17 protein-coding genes are annotated in these 15,065 nt (G+C 63.0%); 8 read left to right on the forward strand and 9 right to left on the reverse strand.

What is annotated here, in order from left to right; genetic code table 11:
* Positions 1-3 precede the first annotated feature (3 nt).
* The 3 genes from hmgA to LB545_RS19140 all read left to right on the forward strand — a co-directional run bounded on the left by hmgA (position 4) and on the right by LB545_RS19140 (position 3,006).
* Positions 4-1,317, forward strand: a complete 1,314-nt coding sequence (gene hmgA, locus LB545_RS19130; protein ID WP_140565151.1) for a homogentisate 1,2-dioxygenase — start codon at positions 4-6, stop codon at positions 1,315-1,317.
* A 119-nt stretch (positions 1,318-1,436) separates the two neighbouring features.
* Entirely contained in the window at positions 1,437-2,450 is a 1,014-nt protein-coding gene (locus tag LB545_RS19135; RefSeq protein ID WP_140670060.1) for a fumarylacetoacetate hydrolase family protein, read from the forward strand.
* A 19-nt stretch (positions 2,451-2,469) separates the two neighbouring features.
* Positions 2,470-3,006 (forward strand): DinB family protein, encoded by a 537-nt coding sequence (locus LB545_RS19140; protein WP_140494164.1) that lies wholly within the window; start codon positions 2,470-2,472, stop codon positions 3,004-3,006.
* A gap of 9 nt (positions 3,007-3,015) precedes the next feature.
* On the opposite strand, the gene LB545_RS19145 is transcribed toward LB545_RS19140, so the two are convergent.
* The 3 genes from LB545_RS19145 to hppD form a co-directional block, all read right to left on the reverse strand.
* Positions 3,016-3,393: a type II toxin-antitoxin system VapC family toxin gene (locus LB545_RS19145; RefSeq protein WP_140494162.1), complete on the reverse strand. Its 378-nt coding sequence runs from the start codon at positions 3,391-3,393 to the stop codon at positions 3,016-3,018.
* Complete coding sequence (locus LB545_RS19150) at positions 3,390-3,614, reverse strand: type II toxin-antitoxin system Phd/YefM family antitoxin (RefSeq protein WP_023813589.1); 225 nt, start codon at positions 3,612-3,614, stop codon at positions 3,390-3,392. Before LB545_RS19150 ends, LB545_RS19145 begins: the two co-directional genes overlap by 4 nt.
* 70 nt (positions 3,615-3,684) lie before the next feature.
* Positions 3,685-4,797: a 4-hydroxyphenylpyruvate dioxygenase gene (gene hppD / locus LB545_RS19155; protein WP_140515607.1), complete on the reverse strand. Its 1,113-nt coding sequence runs from the start codon at positions 4,795-4,797 to the stop codon at positions 3,685-3,687.
* 138 nt (positions 4,798-4,935) lie between these two features.
* Between hppD and LB545_RS19160 the strand changes: the two genes are divergently transcribed.
* Positions 4,936-5,403: an Lrp/AsnC family transcriptional regulator gene (locus LB545_RS19160; RefSeq protein ID WP_140515609.1), complete on the forward strand. Its 468-nt coding sequence runs from the start codon at positions 4,936-4,938 to the stop codon at positions 5,401-5,403.
* On the opposite strand, the gene LB545_RS19165 is transcribed toward LB545_RS19160, so the two are convergent.
* The 4 genes from LB545_RS19165 to aztA all read right to left on the reverse strand — a co-directional run bounded on the left by LB545_RS19165 (position 5,400) and on the right by aztA (position 8,561).
* Positions 5,400-5,738, reverse strand: a complete 339-nt coding sequence (locus LB545_RS19165) for a TIGR01244 family sulfur transferase (RefSeq protein ID WP_140494156.1) — start codon at positions 5,736-5,738, stop codon at positions 5,400-5,402. The genes LB545_RS19160 and LB545_RS19165 overlap by 4 nt on opposite strands.
* 144 nt (positions 5,739-5,882) lie before the next feature.
* Complete coding sequence (aztC, locus tag LB545_RS19170; RefSeq protein WP_140494154.1) at positions 5,883-6,824, reverse strand: zinc ABC transporter substrate-binding protein AztC; 942 nt, start codon at positions 6,822-6,824, stop codon at positions 5,883-5,885.
* A 28-nt stretch (positions 6,825-6,852) separates the two neighbouring features.
* On the reverse strand, positions 6,853-7,728 hold the full coding sequence (gene aztB, locus LB545_RS19175) for a zinc ABC transporter permease AztB (RefSeq protein WP_140515812.1): 876 nt from the start codon (positions 7,726-7,728) through the stop codon (positions 6,853-6,855).
* The gene (gene aztA, locus LB545_RS19180; protein ID WP_140494152.1) at positions 7,728-8,561 is read right to left on the reverse strand and encodes a zinc ABC transporter ATP-binding protein AztA; all 834 of its coding nucleotides are present in this window, start codon (positions 8,559-8,561) and stop codon (positions 7,728-7,730) included. The genes aztB and aztA overlap by 1 nt, the downstream gene beginning before the upstream one ends.
* Before the next feature lie 220 nt (positions 8,562-8,781).
* Between aztA and LB545_RS19185 the strand changes: the two genes are divergently transcribed.
* Positions 8,782-9,126, forward strand: coding sequence for a RidA family protein (locus LB545_RS19185; protein ID WP_056562755.1), 345 nt, complete (start codon positions 8,782-8,784; stop codon positions 9,124-9,126).
* Between the two features lie 62 nt (positions 9,127-9,188).
* Here the strand turns inward: LB545_RS19185 and hutC are convergent, their stop codons facing one another.
* Positions 9,189-9,935 carry a histidine utilization repressor gene (gene hutC, locus LB545_RS19190; protein WP_224705645.1) on the reverse strand — a complete coding sequence of 249 codons (747 nt, stop codon included), beginning with the start codon at positions 9,933-9,935 and terminating at the stop codon, positions 9,189-9,191.
* Positions 9,936-9,948: 13 nt separating this feature from the next.
* A complete protein-coding gene (locus tag LB545_RS19195) occupies positions 9,949-11,304 on the reverse strand; it encodes a formimidoylglutamate deiminase (RefSeq protein ID WP_224705646.1) in 1,356 nt (451 codons plus the stop codon).
* A 96-nt stretch (positions 11,305-11,400) separates the two neighbouring features.
* Between LB545_RS19195 and hutI the strand changes: the two genes are divergently transcribed.
* The 3 genes from hutI (at position 11,401) to hutG (ending at position 15,054) form a co-directional block, all read left to right on the forward strand.
* On the forward strand, positions 11,401-12,636 hold the full coding sequence (hutI, locus tag LB545_RS19200; protein ID WP_224705647.1) for an imidazolonepropionase: 1,236 nt from the start codon (positions 11,401-11,403) through the stop codon (positions 12,634-12,636).
* Positions 12,633-14,168 carry a histidine ammonia-lyase gene (gene hutH, locus LB545_RS19205; RefSeq protein ID WP_224705648.1) on the forward strand — a complete coding sequence of 512 codons (1,536 nt, stop codon included), beginning with the start codon at positions 12,633-12,635 and terminating at the stop codon, positions 14,166-14,168. Before hutI ends, hutH begins: the two co-directional genes overlap by 4 nt.
* A gap of 70 nt (positions 14,169-14,238) precedes the next feature.
* Entirely contained in the window at positions 14,239-15,054 is an 816-nt protein-coding gene (hutG, locus tag LB545_RS19210) for an N-formylglutamate deformylase (RefSeq protein WP_224705649.1), read from the forward strand.
* Positions 15,055-15,065 lie beyond the last annotated feature (11 nt).

Consider the following 15,065-nt stretch of genomic DNA (forward strand, 5'->3'; position numbering starts at 1 on the left):
GCGATGGCCTTTTCCTACATGCCGGGTTTCGGTAACGATTTCGAAACCGAAAGCCTGCCGGGTTCGCTGCCGCACGGGCGTAATTCACCGCAGCGGCCGGCCTACGGCCTCTATGCCGAGCAGCTCTCCGGTTCGCCCTTCACCGCGCCGCGCGGCACCAATGAGCGCTCCTGGCTTTACCGCATCAGGCCGAGCGTCAGACATACCGGGCGCTTCAAGTCGGTGAGCTATCCCTTCTGGAAAAGTGCGCCCAATGTCGGCGATCATGAGCTGGCGCTCGGCCAGTATCGCTGGAGCCCGGTGCCGATGCCGAAGGAGCCGACCGACTTCATCGCCGGCATGCGCTCGATCACCACCGCCGGCGACGTGCTTGGGCAGACCGGCATGGCGGCGCATGTCTATGTCGCCAACAGGTCGATGGTCGACGACCATTTCTTCAACGCCGACGGCGAGTTGCTGGTGGTGCCGCAGGTGGGCGCCTTGCGCTTCGTCACCGAGATGGGAGTCATCGAGCTCAGGCCCGGCGAGATCGCGGTCCTGCCGCGCGGTCTCGTGTTCAAGGTCGAACTGGTCGATGCCGAAGTGCGCGGCTATGTCTGCGAGAACTACGGCGCCAAGCTGACGATGCCCGACCGCGGCCCGATCGGCGCCAACTGCCTGGCCAATCCGCGCGATTTCAAGACGCCCTGCGCCTGGTTTGAGGAGAAGGAGACGCACTGCCGGCTGATCGTCAAATGGTGCGGACATTTTCATGTCACGGAAATCGGCCATTCGCCCCTCGATGTTGTGGCGTGGCACGGCAACTATGCACCCTATAAATATGATCTGGCGGCGTTTTCGCCGGTTGGTGCGATCCTCTTTGACCACCCCGATCCGTCGATTTTCACGGTGCTGACGGCGCCGAGCGGCGAGGAGGGCACCGCCAACATCGATTTCGTCATCTTTCCGCCGCGCTGGCTGGTGGCGGAGGATACGTTCCGCCCGCCCTGGTATCACCGCAACATCATGAGCGAGTTCATGGGGCTGATTCACGGCCAGTACGACGCCAAGGAAGAAGGGTTCGTTCCCGGCGGCATCAGTCTGCACAATCTGATGCTGGCCCATGGCCCGGATGCACCTGGCTTCGAAAAGGCCTCGCGCGCGGATCTGAAGCCCGTCAAGCTCGACAACACCATGGCCTTCATGTTCGAGACCCGGTTCCCGCAGATGCTGACCCGCTACGCTGCCGAACTCGACACCAGGCAGGACAATTACATCGACTGCTGGGCCGATCTGAAGAAGCGCTTCAATGGCACGCCCGAGGGCGATTGGTCCTGAATGGATCGCTGCCGTCGGAAAACTGCCTTCAGGAAAGTTGAGCCGGCGGCTTGACGATCGCCCATAACAGCTTTGTTGTGGGCCAAGCGGCGCAAGGCCGCGTCAGGAGAGGAAACCGCATGAAGCTTGCTACATTGAAGAACGGGACGCGCGACGGAAAGCTCGTCGTCGTCTCGCGCGATCTTACACGCTTCACCGACGCCTCCTTCCTGGTGCCGACGCTGCAGGCGGCGCTCGACGATTGGCGGCGGATTTCGCCGCATTTGGCCGCAATGGCGGAGTCGCTCGAGAGCAATGCGGTGCCATCGGCGCGCTTTCACGAACATAATGCCCATTCGCCGCTGCCGCGCGCCTATCAATGGGCTGACGGTTCGGCCTATGTGAACCATGTCGAGCTGGTGCGAAAAGCACGCGGCGCCGAAATGCCGGCAAGCTTCTGGACCGACCCGCTGATCTATCAGGGCGGCTCCGACAGCTTCATCCCGCCGCGAGACCCGATCCGCACGGCCGACGAGGCCTTTGGCATCGACATGGAGGCGGAAGTCGCGGTCGTTGTCGATGATGTGCCGATGGGCGCTGGCCTTGAAAAAGCGTGGGAGGCGATTCGCCTAGTGATGCTGGTCAACGACGTGACGCTGCGTGCCATTACCGGACCGGAACTCGCCAAGGGGTTCGGCTTCTTTCAATCCAAGCCGTCCTCGGCCTTCTCGCCGGTCGCGGTGACGCCGGACGAGTTGGGCGAGGCCTGGGATGGCGGCAAGGTCAGCCTGCCGCTGCTTGCCGACCTCAACGGCAAACCTTTCGGCCGGGCGAATGCCGGCGTCGACATGACGTTCGATTTCCCCGCGCTCATCGTGCACGCGGCGAAAACACGGCCGCTGGCGGCCGGCACCATCATCGGCTCCGGCACCGTCTCCAACAAGCTCGGCGGTGAGCCTGGCAAGCCTGTCTCGGCCGGCGGCGCTGGCTATTCCTGCATCGCTGAACTGCGCATGATCGAGACCATCGAGAGCGGCGAGCCGAAGACGCCGTTTCTGCGTTTCGGCGACACGGTGCGCATAGAGATGAAGGACAAGGCCGGGCATTCGATCTTCGGCGCCATCGAGCAGACGGTCGAGAAATATGAAGGGTGAGGGCGCAAGAAGTTGAAGGATGAACCTGCTTGATCATCTGCGCCGAATGGCCCGCAACAACCGCTGGTCGAACGACCGGCTCTACCGCGCCGTGCTTATGCTGGGGCCTGGTGAATTCGAAGCCAATCGCATCAGCTTCTTCCCGTCGATAAGGGCGACGCTCAACCACATCCTTGCGGTCGATCTTCTCTATCTCGATTTTCTGGAGCAGGGCGGTATCGGCGCCGCGGTGTACGATGATTTCGTGCCGTTCGATAACGCAGCCGATTTGTCAGTGGCCCAGATCAAGTTCGACCGCAGGCTGATCACCTTCTGCGATGCCTTGTTGGAAGCCGACCTCGACCGCCATGTCATCACTGACCGGCGTGGAGACGGCATGATCCCGGAAAAGATCGGCGATATCCTCGCCCATGTTTTCCTGCATGACATCCACCATCGCGGCCAGGTGCACGCGATGCTGTCCGGCACGTCGGTCGCGCCGCCGCAACTCGACGAGTTCCTGCTCGATTATGATTTGAAGCTGAGGCAGGAGGAGGTTGGACGGCTGGGTTTGTGAGACCACTGCTTATGTCAGGGCGACGTCGTAGCGGGCGAAATGCGGGTCGGATGTCATGATGGTTAGTTTGTCCATTTGCGCCTGCGCAATCAGTAGTCTGTCGAATGGATCGCCATGGTGGTGGGGTAGGCCAGCGACAGCGTTCGCATGCTGGAAGGTGACGGCGAGCGGCTGAAATTGCATCCTTGGAAGCAGTGTTGGCAGATCATCCGGCGCATCGAGTTTTCTGATTGAGCGCTTGATGGCAATTTCCCAGACGCTTGCCGCGCTGGCGAACACCACCGCTTCCGAAGCCAGGATGGCGCGGTAGTGCTTGCTGAGACGTCGATCGTCCGAAATCGACCAAAGGATGATATGTGTATCGGCGAGAAACGGGCCGATCATCATTTGACGTACTCGTCCCATTCGGGGCCGAGTTCGTCAAAATCGTCCGCAATCCAGATCTTGCCTTTCAACGCGCCGATACGCGGCAAGGGTTCCGCCGCTGCCGGAGGCACGATACGCGCAGCCACCTTGCCGTGGCGCGTGAGTACAATCTCTTCACCGGCTTCCGCGCGGCTGACGAGTTCCGACAATTTGGCCTTGGCCTCGGCGATGGAAACATTCATGGCTCGATCCTTTGTGACCATAATTTAGGTCATAATTTATCGAACCGCAAGCCACCTGGTCGGGATCGATCTACTCCGCGGCCTGCACCTTGATCACGCCGCGCTTGATCTGGTCCTGCTCGATCGATTCGAACAGTGCGCGGAAATTGCCTTCGCCAAAGCCTTCGTCGCCTTTGCGCTGGATGAATTCGAAGAAGATCGGTCCGATCACGGTCTTGGAGAAGATCTGCAAGAGGATCTTCGTCGTGCCGCCGTCGACCACGCCTTCACCGTCGATCAAAATGCCATGCTTCTTCATGCGCTCGATCGGCTCGTCATGGCCGTTCACGCGTGCATGCGACATCTCGTAATAGGTCTCCGGCGGGCCGGGCATGAATTTCAGCCCATTGGCGGCAAGCTTGTCGGTGGCCTCGTAGATCGCGTCGGTGCCCACCGCTATGTGCTGGATGCCCTCGCCATTGTACTTCTTCAGATATTCGGCGATCTGGCTGGTGTCGTCCTTGGACTCGTTGAGCGGAATGCGGATCTTGCCGCAGGGCGAGGTGATCGCCCGGCTGACCAGCCCGGTGATCTTGCCGTCGATGTCGAAGAAATGGATCTGCTTGAAGCCAAACAGGTCGCGGTAGAAATCCCACCATTTGTCCATGTTGCCGCGGTAGACATTATGCGTGAGGTGGTCGAGGAAATAGAAGCCGACGCCTTCCGGCCTGGGGTCGCGTTTGCCCAGCCATTCGAATTCGGCATCATAGGCCGAACCCCTCTCGCCATAGGTTTCGATGAAGTAGAGCAGCGAGCCGCCGATGCCAACGATCGCCGGCACGTCAAGCGTCTTGTCGGCGCCTTCGTAAGGCGTGGCTCCTTTCGATACCGCGTGTTCGAAGGCATGCTTGGCGTCCACGACCCGCCACGCCATCGAGGAGGCGCATGGGCCATGCTTGTCGACGAACTTCATCGCATGCGAGCTGGGCTCGGCGTTGACGACATAGTTGATGTCGCCTTGCCGCCAGACAGTGATGTCCTTGGTGCGATGCCTGGCCACGGCTACGTAGCCCATGCGGGTGAACAACTCGGCCAGCTTCCGCGGCTCCGGATGCGCGAATTCGACGAACTCGAAACCGTCGGTGCCGGCAGGGTTGGTCTTGCTGATCTTGGCGGGCGGGGCGTCGTGCGGGAAGGGACCCATGATAATCCTCCGGAAGCTGGCTTGGCCTAGATGGGCCATCTCAACTCATCATAGCGCGGGCAGGTCGCACGGTGCTTGCATTCAAACGCTTGAAATGTTTATCTGATGCATGAAATGTGCATGGTTTTTGGAAGTATCATGAATGATGCGCGTCTTGATCAGTTTGATCGCAAGATATTGGCGCTGTTGCAGTGTGACGCACGGCTCACCAACAACGACCTTTCGGAGCGGGTGAACCTCTCGGCCTCGCAATGCTCGCGCCGCCGCCAGCGGCTTGAGGAGGACGGCTATATCAAGGGCTATCGCGCCGTGCTTGACCGCGACCGGCTGGGCTTTTCGCTGGTCAACGTCATCTCGGTGACCTTGGCCACTCACAACCGCGACAATGCGCGGCGCTTCGGCGAACTGGTGGCGCGGCTGCCCGAAGTGCAGGAGGCGCACGCGCTGACCGGCGAAATGGATTATATCCTGAAGGTGGTTACGCCCGACCTGAAATCATTGTCGGAGTTCGTCAATGGCGTGCTCTTGCCGCACGAATCTGTGCAGCACGTCAAGACGGCGATTGTGCTCGAGACGCTCAAGGAGACGGGCGCGCTGCCAATCTAACCCTTCGACTGCTGAATCAGCCCATAGAGATTGGTGCAGCGGGCGCCGGAACGGCAGTAGGCGAACACCGGGCCTTCCAACTCGTCGAGCGCTTGTCCCTGGTCCTCGACATTCTCCGCCGTGATCTGGCCGCTGATGACGGGGATGTAGCGGAAGGCAAGCCCGGCAGCCTCGACTGCGGCCTTGAGCGTGTCGGCCGAAGGCTGGCCGGGCTGCTCGTCGTCCGGCCGGTTGCAGATCACGCTCTTGAAGCCTGCTGCCTTGATGGCGGCGACGTCCTCGGGCTGGATCTGGCCCGAGACCGAATAGTCCTCGCTGATCTCGCGGTATTCCATTGTGGTGTCCTCGCAATCTGGTTGGGCAGTCTTGCCACTCCCCGGCACGGCCGGCAATCCACGCCGAGGGATTTCTCTGCCAAATAGCGAGTGCTGACCGGAAAATCCAACCGGGCCGCGAGGGCCCGGTTGGGTCGGAGCGGCTCAACTGCCGAGGATCGCGCCTTTGATCTGCGTGATGTTGTTGTGCATCATGTCGACATAGGTCGAGGCCGGGCCTTCGGGCTGCGACAGCGCGTCGGAATAGAGCGTGCCGCCGACCTTGATGCCGGTCTCGCTGGCGATCTGCTCGATCAGGCGCGGATTGGTGATGTTCTCGACGAAGATCGCCGCCGCTTTGTCCTGCTTGACCTGCTCGACCAGCTTGGCGACGTCGGCGGCCGACGGTTCGGAATCCGTCGAGACGCCCTCCGGCGCTAGAAAGGTCAGGCCGTATTCGTGCTCGAAATAGCCGAACGCGTCATGCGAGGTGATGACAACGCGTTTTGCCTCGGGGATGGACTGGATCGCCGCCTTCACCTCGCTTTCGAGCGCGTCGAGCTTCTTTGTGTAAGCCGCGGCGTTGGTCTGGTAGCTGACGCAGCCATCATTGTCGGCCGCGCAGAACGCTTCGGCAATGTTCTTCACATAGATCTTGGCGTTGGCGATCGACTGGAAGGCATGTGGGTCGGTGACCGTCTTGCCGCCGCCGGTACCCGCGCCCTCCGCCGCGTCCGCATCGGCGAATTCCGGTTTGAAGTCGATCGCCGCCACGCCCTTGGTCAGGGTGACGATCGAGGCCTTAGTGGCGCTGGCATCGACCAGCCGCTGTAGAAAGCCCTCGAAATGCAGGCCGTTGACCAGCACCAGATCGGCGCCCGCCATGGCTACCGCATCAGCCGGGCTCGGCTCGTAGACATGCGCATCGCCGTCGGGTCCCACGATGGTGGTGATGTTGACGCGGTCGCCGCCAACATTCCTGGCGAAATCAGCAATGACGGTAAAACTTGCGACCACTTTCAAGGGCGCCGCAAAGGCCGACGACGCGTCGAGAGCAGTTAATGTTATAACGCTCATCGTAAGGGCGGCGCGGATCGATTTCAACATGGGCGGTCTCCTTGGAGGCTGGGGTGGATCAGGCCGTCCGATGACGGTGATGGATGATGCGGGCGCGCAGCGCGCCGCGTGTGCCGAACAGGATCGAGGCGAAATAGACGACGCCTGCCGACAGGATGATCGCCGGGCCTGAGGGCAGCGAGGCGTGGTAGGACAGAAGCAGTCCGGCGATGCAGGAGGCAAAGCCGATCAGCACGGCCAGCACGCACATCGGTTCGACGCGCACGGTCCAGAAACGGGCCGCGGCGGCCGGCAGCATCATCAGTCCGACCGACAGAAGCGTGCCCAGCGCCTGGAAGCCGCCAACGAGGTTGAGCACGACGAGGCCGAGGAAAATGAAATGCACCGGACTGCCCCACCGGCTGACCGAGCGCAGGAACAGCGGGTCGAGGCATTCGGCGACCAAGGCCCGCCAGAAGACGGCGAGACTGGCAAGCGTCACCAGCACGATGCCGCCGATCAGCGTCAGCGCTTCATCGTTGAGCGCCAGCACCGTACCGAACAGCACATGCATGAGGTCGACGCTGGAGCCACGGACCGAAACCATCAGCACGCCGACGGCGAGCGAAATCAGGTAGAAGGCGGCCATCGAGGCGTCTTCGCGCTGGATGGTGAATCGCGAGACGGCGCCCGCGCCGAGTGCAACGACGATGCCGGCGATCAGGCCGCCAATGGTCATCGGCAGGATTTCCAGCCCGTAAAGCAGGAAGCCGGCGGCGGCGCCCGGCAGGATCGCGTGCGCCATGGCGTCGCCCGAGAGGCTCATGCGCCGCAACATCAGGAACACGCCGACCGGACAGGCGCCGAGCGACAGCATCAGCGAGCCGAACAGCGCCCGCTGCATGAAGGCGAAATCGGCGAAAGGCGCGATGAAGAGTTCGTAGAAAACGTTCATCATGCAGCCCTTGGTCCGGCGCCATGATGGTGGTGACGATCCTGTGCATGGGCAGGCTCATCATGATTGTGATCATGTCCGTCATGGTCATGATCGGGTCCGCCCGGCTCGCACCATGGCGCGTTCTCTTCCCACGCTTCATGGAAGCGCCTGGCCCGCAGGAGATTCTCAGGCCGCAGCGTCTCCTTCGTCTCGCCCCAAGCGACAGGCTGGCGGGCCAGCAGCAGCGTTTCGGGAAAATTCTGCCGGACAAGGTCGAGGTCGTGGACGACGACCATGATTGTGCGTTCCTCGCCATGCCAGCGCTTGATCAGCGCAATAAGATCGCCCATCGTCTTTGCATCGACGGCGTTGAACGGCTCGTCGAGCAGGATGAGATCCGCATCCTGCAACAGCACGCGGGCAAACAAGGTGCGCTGCAACTGGCCGCCCGACAGCGTGTCGATCGGGCGGGTCTCGAAGCCGCCAAGGCCGACCGCCATCAACGCCTCGCTGACGGATTGGCGATCCTCCTTGGTATGGCGGCCGAGCAGCCCGCGTTTCGGCCACAGGCCGAGCGAGACCAGATCGACGACCCGGGCCGGAAAGCTGCGGTCGAGTTCCGACTGCTGCGGCAGATAGGCGGCGCGCACGCCTGGCGCCCGCGTCACCGCGCCGGCCATCGGCTTCAGCACGCCGACGATACCCTTCATCAACGTCGACTTGCCCGAACCATTGGCGCCAACGACGGCGGTCAGCGAGCCTTTGCGTATGATGCCGTCCAGATGATGGATCGCCGGATGGCTGTTATAGCCAAGCGTCAAGTCACGGAATGTCAGGCAGGTTTCGGTCATTTGACGGTCCGTGGGGCGGTAGTGCGGCTGCCGGGCAGCGCCGATTGGATATGTGATGTTATTACATTAGTCAACAAGCCAATCGAGCGGAATTGTGGCTGCCGGCTCAACTTGCCGTGACTCTCCGGCGCCGCTGGTCCAAGGGGATTTGGAACGCTCGGCCTTGTCCGAAGCCGGTGCCAACTTTAAAGAGGCGCGACCACAAAGGAAGGAAACTCCCATGAGCATTCGTCGCATCGATGTTGGCCCACGCATGAGCCAGATCGTCATTCACGGCAATACCGTCTATCTGGCCGGCCAGGTTGGGGAGCCGGGCGGTAATGTCGCCTCGCAGACCCGCGATATTCTGGCGACGATCGACGAATTGTTGGCCAAGGCCGGCACCGACAAGACCAAGATCGTCCAGGCGATCATCTGGCTGGCCGACATGGGCACCTTCGCCGAGATGAACTCGGAATGGGACAAGTGGGTGCCGCAGGGCCACACACCCGCACGCGCCACCGGCGAAGCCAAGCTCGCCGGTCCGGAATATCTGGTCGAGATCATTATCACCGCGGCGATCTGAGGCGCTGCGCTTTCCCTTCTCCCCTTCCTTGCGAAGGCAAAAAGGGGAGAAGGGAAGAGATGCTATCCGTGTGACGGCGTGAATCTTGCCACCAACGTGTGGCTCTCGGCTGCATAGGTGAAGCGCACATGGGTGACCGGGTGCTCGGCACTCCATGTCCGGCGCTCGACCACAAGACAGGCCGCACCAAGGCCGATGTCGAGGGCACCGGCAACACGCTCGTCGGCGGCAACAGCACGAATGCGATGCTCGGCCTCGCTCCACGGCACACGGCCGATCAGCCACGGGCCCGGCGCAATATCCAGGAACTCTTCCTCGCCGGCTTCCTTGACGGCGGAGAGATTGATCAGCCGCTCTTCGAGCGCGAACGGCCGTTCTCCGGCGAAATGCAGGCATTCCAGCGATAGCACCGAACCCGAGGCGGAAAGCCCGAGCAGCGACCGGTCTTGCGCGCTACTGCGCCGCTTCAGGCGCGCAAGCCGCTCGTAGCGATAGGGCAGGCCGAGCGCTTCGACCTCGATCCTGATGTCATGGATTTCCAGCACCGCCGCTTGCGATTGCGGCCGACGCACGAAACTGCCTGAGCGCCGGCGGCGTTCGATCAGTCCTGACTTGGCAAGCTGCGACAGCGCCTTGTTCACCGTCATGCGCGAGCAATCATATTCGGCCGTCAGCTCGTGCTCGAACGGGATGCGATGCCCCGGCGCCCAGGCGCCGGACAGGATTTTCTCGCTTATGTCCGACAGGATGCGTTGATGCAGCGACACCGTCTCGCCGCCCTCCGTCTCCGCTGTCGCCACCATGCTCATGGGCTGTCCCTGATCAGCCTGCCGAAAGCGCGGTCATGACATTGCGGAAACGCGCCGCGATGGCGTCGCGCCTGGCGTGCCTGCCGCCGCTGACTTGCTTTTGGCCGTGCACCCAGACGCAATCGACCTTGGTGCCGTTGGCGAAGATCCAGGCGTCGAGGATCGTGTCTCCGGCCTTGCCGGCAAGCGAAGCCTGGCTGTGGTCGAGCGATACGAGGTCGGCGGATGCGCCAATGGCGATCCGCGAGGCGCCGGCGCCAAGGGCGGCGCTGCCGCCGTCAAGCGCTGCGTCGAACAGCGCGCGGCCGGTCGAGCCGCCGGCGACCGCCAGCACGTTGCGGGCGCGGTGGGCAAGACGCTGCGAATATTCGAGTTGCCGAAGCTCGTCCGGCAGGCCGATCAGCACGTTGGAATCGGAGCCCACGCCGAAGCGGCCGCCATGTTGCGTGAACAGCGGCGCCGCAAAAATGCCATCGCCGAGATTGGCTTCGGTGATCGGGCACAGCCCCGCGATCGCGCCGCTTTTTGCCATCGCCATGGTCTCGGCATCGGTCATATGGGTGGCATGGATCAGGCACCAGCGCCGGTCGACATTGGAATGGCCAAGCAGAAATTCGACTGGACGCGCGCCCGACCAGGCAATGCAGTCCTCGACCTCCTTCACTTGTTCCGCGACGTGGATGTGGATCGGTCCCTCCGGCGTCATCGCAGCGACTTGTCGCAACTCCTCGACCGTCGCCGCACGCAAACTATGGGGGGCGACGCCGATGACCGCTTGATTCAAGGTGCGAACGCATTCGCGACTTTTCTCAACCAGGCGTGAGAACCGGTTAACATCATTGAGAAATCTGCGCTGACCTTCGTTGGGAGCCGCGCCGCCGAAAGAAGAGTGTGCATAGAAGACCGGCAGCAGCGTCAAGCCTATGCCGGTTTCTGCGGCGGCGGCCGCGATGCGCTCGGCCATTTCGGCAATGTTGGCGTAGGGCTTTCCGTCGCGGTCGTGATGCAGATAATGAAATTCGCCCACACGCGAAAAGCCGGCCTCCAGCATCTCGACATAGAGCTGGGCGGCGACCGCCTCGACCTGGTCGGGCGTCATCGACAGCGCGAAACGGTACATCACCTCGCGCCAACTCCAGAAACTGTCGGCCGACGGGCCGCGCAACTCGGCAAGTCCGGCCATGCCGCGCTGGAACGCGTGGCTATGCAGGTTGGGCATGCCCGGCAGGACGATGGCGTGGCGCTCGTCGCCGGTGTTCGGCGCAACCCCGGCGTCGATTGCCGCAACGCTGCCTCCGCCCAGGGCGATGCGCACATTGCCTCGCCAGCCTTCCGGCAGAAGCGCCTGTTCCGCAAAGATCGCCGTCACGTTGTTCTCCGAATCCTGGCTTATGATGACAATAGCACTTGCGGTGCTTTTTAATATGTATATACATAACCGCCATCCTTTCAAAGGGAAAATATGATGGCTGGAGAAAGCAGGAGCCGGACGGCGGCGGTTCGCATATGGCGCAATGCGCGCCTTGCGACTTTTGCCGAAGGTGCGGCAGGGCAGGGCGTCGTCGAAAAGGGCGCCGTCGCCGCGCGTGACGGCATCATCGTCTATGCCGGAGCCGAAGCCGATATTCCGGCGGCGTTCGAGCGGTATGCCGAGATTGTCGATTGCGAGGGCCGCTGGATCACGCCCGGCCTGATCGACTGCCACACCCATCTCGTCCACGCCGGCGACCGCGCCAACGAGTTTGAGATGCGGCTGGCCGGCGCCACCTATGAGGAGGTCGCCAGGGCCGGCGGCGGCATCGTCTCGTCGGTCAGGGCCTTGCGTGCCGCGGGTGAGGACGAACTGGTCGCTCAGACACTGCCGCGTCTGGATGCGCTGATCGCCGAGGGTGCTACCACCGTCGAGGTCAAGTCCGGCTATGGCCTTGACCTGGAAAACGAGAAAAAGTCGCTGCGCGCGGCGCGCCGCCTGGGCGCCGAGCGCCCGGTGACGATCCGCACGACCTTTCTCGGCGCCCATGCCTTGCCGCCGGAAGCCAAGGGCGACAAGGACGCCTTTATCGATCTCATCACCGGCACGATCCTGCCGGCCATCGCTGCCGACGGGCTTGCCGACGCCGTCGATGGTTTCTGCGAAGGCATCGCGTTTTCGGTCGAGCAGATGGCACGGGTCTTCGAAGCCGCAAAGGCGCTTGGCCTGCCGGTAAAGCTCCATGCCGACCAATTGTCGAACCTGCATGGCGCCGAGCTTGCCGCGCGCTATGGCGCGCTGTCGGCAGATCATCTCGAATACACCGATGAGGCAGGCGCGGCGGCAATGGCCGCATCGGGCAGCGTGGCGACGATCCTGCCCGGCGCCTATTATTTTATTCGCGAAACGAAGAAACCTCCGATCGAATTATTCCGCAGGCATGGCGTCAAGATGGCCGTCGCCACCGACAACAACCCCGGCACCTCGCCGCTGACGTCGTTGCTGCTGACCATGAACATGGCGGCGACCTTGTTCGACATGACGGTCGATGAATGCCTCGCGGGCGTGACCCGCGAAGCCGCCCGCGCGCTGGGTCTGCTCGGACAGACCGGCACGCTGGAGGCGGGGAAATCCGCCGATCTTGCGATCTGGAGCATCGAGCGCCCTGCCGAACTCGTCTACCGCATGGGCTTCAATCCCTTGCACGCGCGCATCTGGAGAGGACAATGACCGAACTCGTACTGAAACCCGGCAACGTGACCCTGGCCGACTGGCGCGCCATCTATCGCGGCGCCGTGCCCAGGCTCGACGATGCCTGCCGGCCAACGATCAAGGCGAGTGCGGAGGCTGTCGCACGCATCGTCGCCAAGGGCGAGCCGGTCTATGGCATCAACACCGGTTTCGGCAAACTGGCCAGCGTCCGCATTCCTGCCCAGGATCTCGAAACGCTCCAGCGCAATATCGTGCTCTCGCACGCCGCCGGCGTCGGCGAGCCGATGCCGGTCGCTGTTTGCAGGCTGATGATGGCCCTGAAGCTTGCCAGCCTGGCGCAAGGCGCCTCCGGTGTGCGGTCGCGTGCCATCGAGCTGCTGGAAGCGATGCTGGCCAACGATGTCATCCCGGTGGTGCCGGCGCAAGGTTCGGTCGGCGCCTCCGGCGACCTCGCGCCCCTGGCGCACATGACGGCCGTGATGATCGGCGTCGGCGAATGCTTCACCCCGCATGGCCGCTTCCCGGCCAAGGTCGCCTTCGTGTCGCATGGGCTGGAGCCTGTCATCCTTGGCGCCAAGGAAGGGCTGGCGCTGCTTAACGGCACGCAATTCTCGACCGCCTACGCGCTGGCGGCCCTGTTCGAGGCCGAGGTTCTCTACCAGTCGGCACTGGTCGCGGGTGCATTGTCCACCGACGCCGCGAGGGGCTCGGACGCCCCCTTCGATCCGCGCATCCATCTCTTGAGAAGGCATCGCGGCCAGATCGAGACGGCGGATGCGCTGCGCAGTCTGATGGCCGGCAGCGCCATCCGCGAATCCCACCGCGTCGGCGACGAGCGCGTGCAGGATCCCTATTGCCTGCGCTGCCAGCCGCAGGTGATGGGGGCCGCTCTGGACGTGTTGCGCAAGGCGGCCGACACGCTCGGCACGGAAGCCAATGGCGTCACCGACAATCCCTTGATCTTCGCCGAGGACGACACCGCCTTGTCGGGCGGCAATTTCCATGCCGAGCCGGTGGCTTTCGCCGCCGACATGATTGCACTCGCCGTCTGCGAGATCGGCTCGCTGTCGGAGCGCCGCATCGCCATGCTGGTCGACCCTGCGCTGTCGGGCATGCCCGCCTTTTTGACGCCGAAGCCCGGCCTGAATTCCGGCTTCATGATCCCGCAGGTGACAGCGGCGGCGCTGGTTTCCGAAAACAAGCAGAAGGCCTACCCCGCAAGCGTCGATTCGATCCCGACGTCGGCCAACCAGGAGGATCACGTCTCGATGGCCGCACATGGTGCGCGCCGGCTGATCGGCATGGTCGAGAACGCCACGGCCGTCATCGGCATCGAGTTGCTGGCCGCGACCCAGGGCTGCGATTTCCACGCGCCGCTCGCTTCCAGCGCCGCACTTGAAGCGGTGCGCAAAATGGTCAGGGCCGAGGTGCCGCATCTCGACAACGACCGGCATTTCCATCCCGACATGGAGAAAGCCATCGCCATGGTGCGCAGCGGCGCAGCGGTGAAGGCGGCGAGCGCGGTGGCGCTGCCGGGAATTGCCTCATGAGAGTGCTTGGCATGGTAGGTTGCGTTCCTTCTCATCCCAGCCGTAGAGCTCCAACCTGCGGAGGCCTCGCATGACACCTCCTTGGCTGACGGTAAAACAAGGCACCGCGCCGCTGCTGGTTTCCATGCCGCACACCGGCATCGATCTCGCCGGTCTCGACAACCGGCTGGTCTCGAGCTGGCTTGGCCAGCGCGACTGCGACTGGTGGATCGACAAGCTCTATGATTTCGCCACAGGTCTTGGCGCCACCGTCGTGCACACCGCCATCTCGCGCACCGTCATCGACGTCAATCGCGATCCGTCCGGCGCCTCGCTCTACCCTGGTCAGGCGACGACCGGGCTGTGCCCGACCGAAACCTTCGACGGCGATCCGCTCTACCGTACAGGCGAGGAACCGGGGCCGTCGGAAATCGACGAGCGCCGCCGAAAATTCTTCATGCCCTATCATGCCGCGCTCCAGGCCGAGATCGACCGGCTGCGCGGATTGCATGGCAAAATCGTCCTCTATGACTGCCACTCGATCCGCTCTGTGCTGCCGCGCCTGTTCGATGGCACGCTGCCGGTCTTCAACCTCGGCACCAATGACGGCAAGAGCACGGATCCGGCGTTGCAGGAAAAGGTCGCCGGGATCCTGGCCGAGACCGGCGAGACGTTCGTGGTCAACGGCCGCTTCAAGGGCGGGTGGATCACCCGCCATTTCGGCCAGCCGCAAAACGGCGTCCATGCGCTGCAGATGGAACTGTCCAACCGCGGCTACATGCGAGAGCCCGAAGGCAAGGGCGCGCCCGACAACTGGCCGGTCCCTTACGACGCCGCCTTCGCCGCGCCGATTCGCGCCACACTGACATCCATCCTCGAGACCGCGATTTCGTGGGTCGAGAGCTGACGCCTCGCCGC

The organism is Mesorhizobium sp. BR1-1-6 (genome assembly GCF_020165355.1).
Taxonomy (GTDB): Bacteria; Pseudomonadota; Alphaproteobacteria; order Rhizobiales; family Rhizobiaceae; genus Mesorhizobium.

Excerpts from the sequence above, each read along its gene's own strand:
- LB545_RS19185 (WP_056562755.1), top strand. The coding sequence starts at position 8,782 with ATGAGCATTCGTCGCATCGATGTTGGCCCACGCATGAGCCAGATCGTC.
- aztA (WP_140494152.1), bottom strand. The coding sequence starts at position 8,561 with ATGACCGAAACCTGCCTGACATTCCGTGACTTGACGCTTGGCTATAAC.
- hutI (WP_224705647.1), top strand. The coding sequence starts at position 11,401 with ATGGCTGGAGAAAGCAGGAGCCGGACGGCGGCGGTTCGCATATGGCGC.
- hmgA (WP_140565151.1), top strand. The coding sequence starts at position 4 with ATGGCCTTTTCCTACATGCCGGGTTTCGGTAACGATTTCGAAACCGAA.
- hutH (WP_224705648.1), top strand. The coding sequence starts at position 12,633 with ATGACCGAACTCGTACTGAAACCCGGCAACGTGACCCTGGCCGACTGG.
- hppD (WP_140515607.1), bottom strand. The coding sequence starts at position 4,797 with ATGGGTCCCTTCCCGCACGACGCCCCGCCCGCCAAGATCAGCAAGACC.
- LB545_RS19135 (WP_140670060.1), top strand. The coding sequence starts at position 1,437 with ATGAAGCTTGCTACATTGAAGAACGGGACGCGCGACGGAAAGCTCGTC.
- LB545_RS19145 (WP_140494162.1), bottom strand. The coding sequence starts at position 3,393 with ATGATGATCGGCCCGTTTCTCGCCGATACACATATCATCCTTTGGTCG.
- LB545_RS19165 (WP_140494156.1), bottom strand. The coding sequence starts at position 5,738 with ATGGAATACCGCGAGATCAGCGAGGACTATTCGGTCTCGGGCCAGATC.
- aztC (WP_140494154.1), bottom strand. The coding sequence starts at position 6,824 with ATGTTGAAATCGATCCGCGCCGCCCTTACGATGAGCGTTATAACATTA.
- hutG (WP_224705649.1), top strand. The coding sequence starts at position 14,239 with ATGACACCTCCTTGGCTGACGGTAAAACAAGGCACCGCGCCGCTGCTG.
- LB545_RS19160 (WP_140515609.1), top strand. The coding sequence starts at position 4,936 with ATGAATGATGCGCGTCTTGATCAGTTTGATCGCAAGATATTGGCGCTG.
- aztB (WP_140515812.1), bottom strand. The coding sequence starts at position 7,728 with ATGAACGTTTTCTACGAACTCTTCATCGCGCCTTTCGCCGATTTCGCC.
- hutC (WP_224705645.1), bottom strand. The coding sequence starts at position 9,935 with ATGAGCATGGTGGCGACAGCGGAGACGGAGGGCGGCGAGACGGTGTCG.
- LB545_RS19140 (WP_140494164.1), top strand. The coding sequence starts at position 2,470 with ATGAACCTGCTTGATCATCTGCGCCGAATGGCCCGCAACAACCGCTGG.
- LB545_RS19150 (WP_023813589.1), bottom strand. The coding sequence starts at position 3,614 with ATGAATGTTTCCATCGCCGAGGCCAAGGCCAAATTGTCGGAACTCGTC.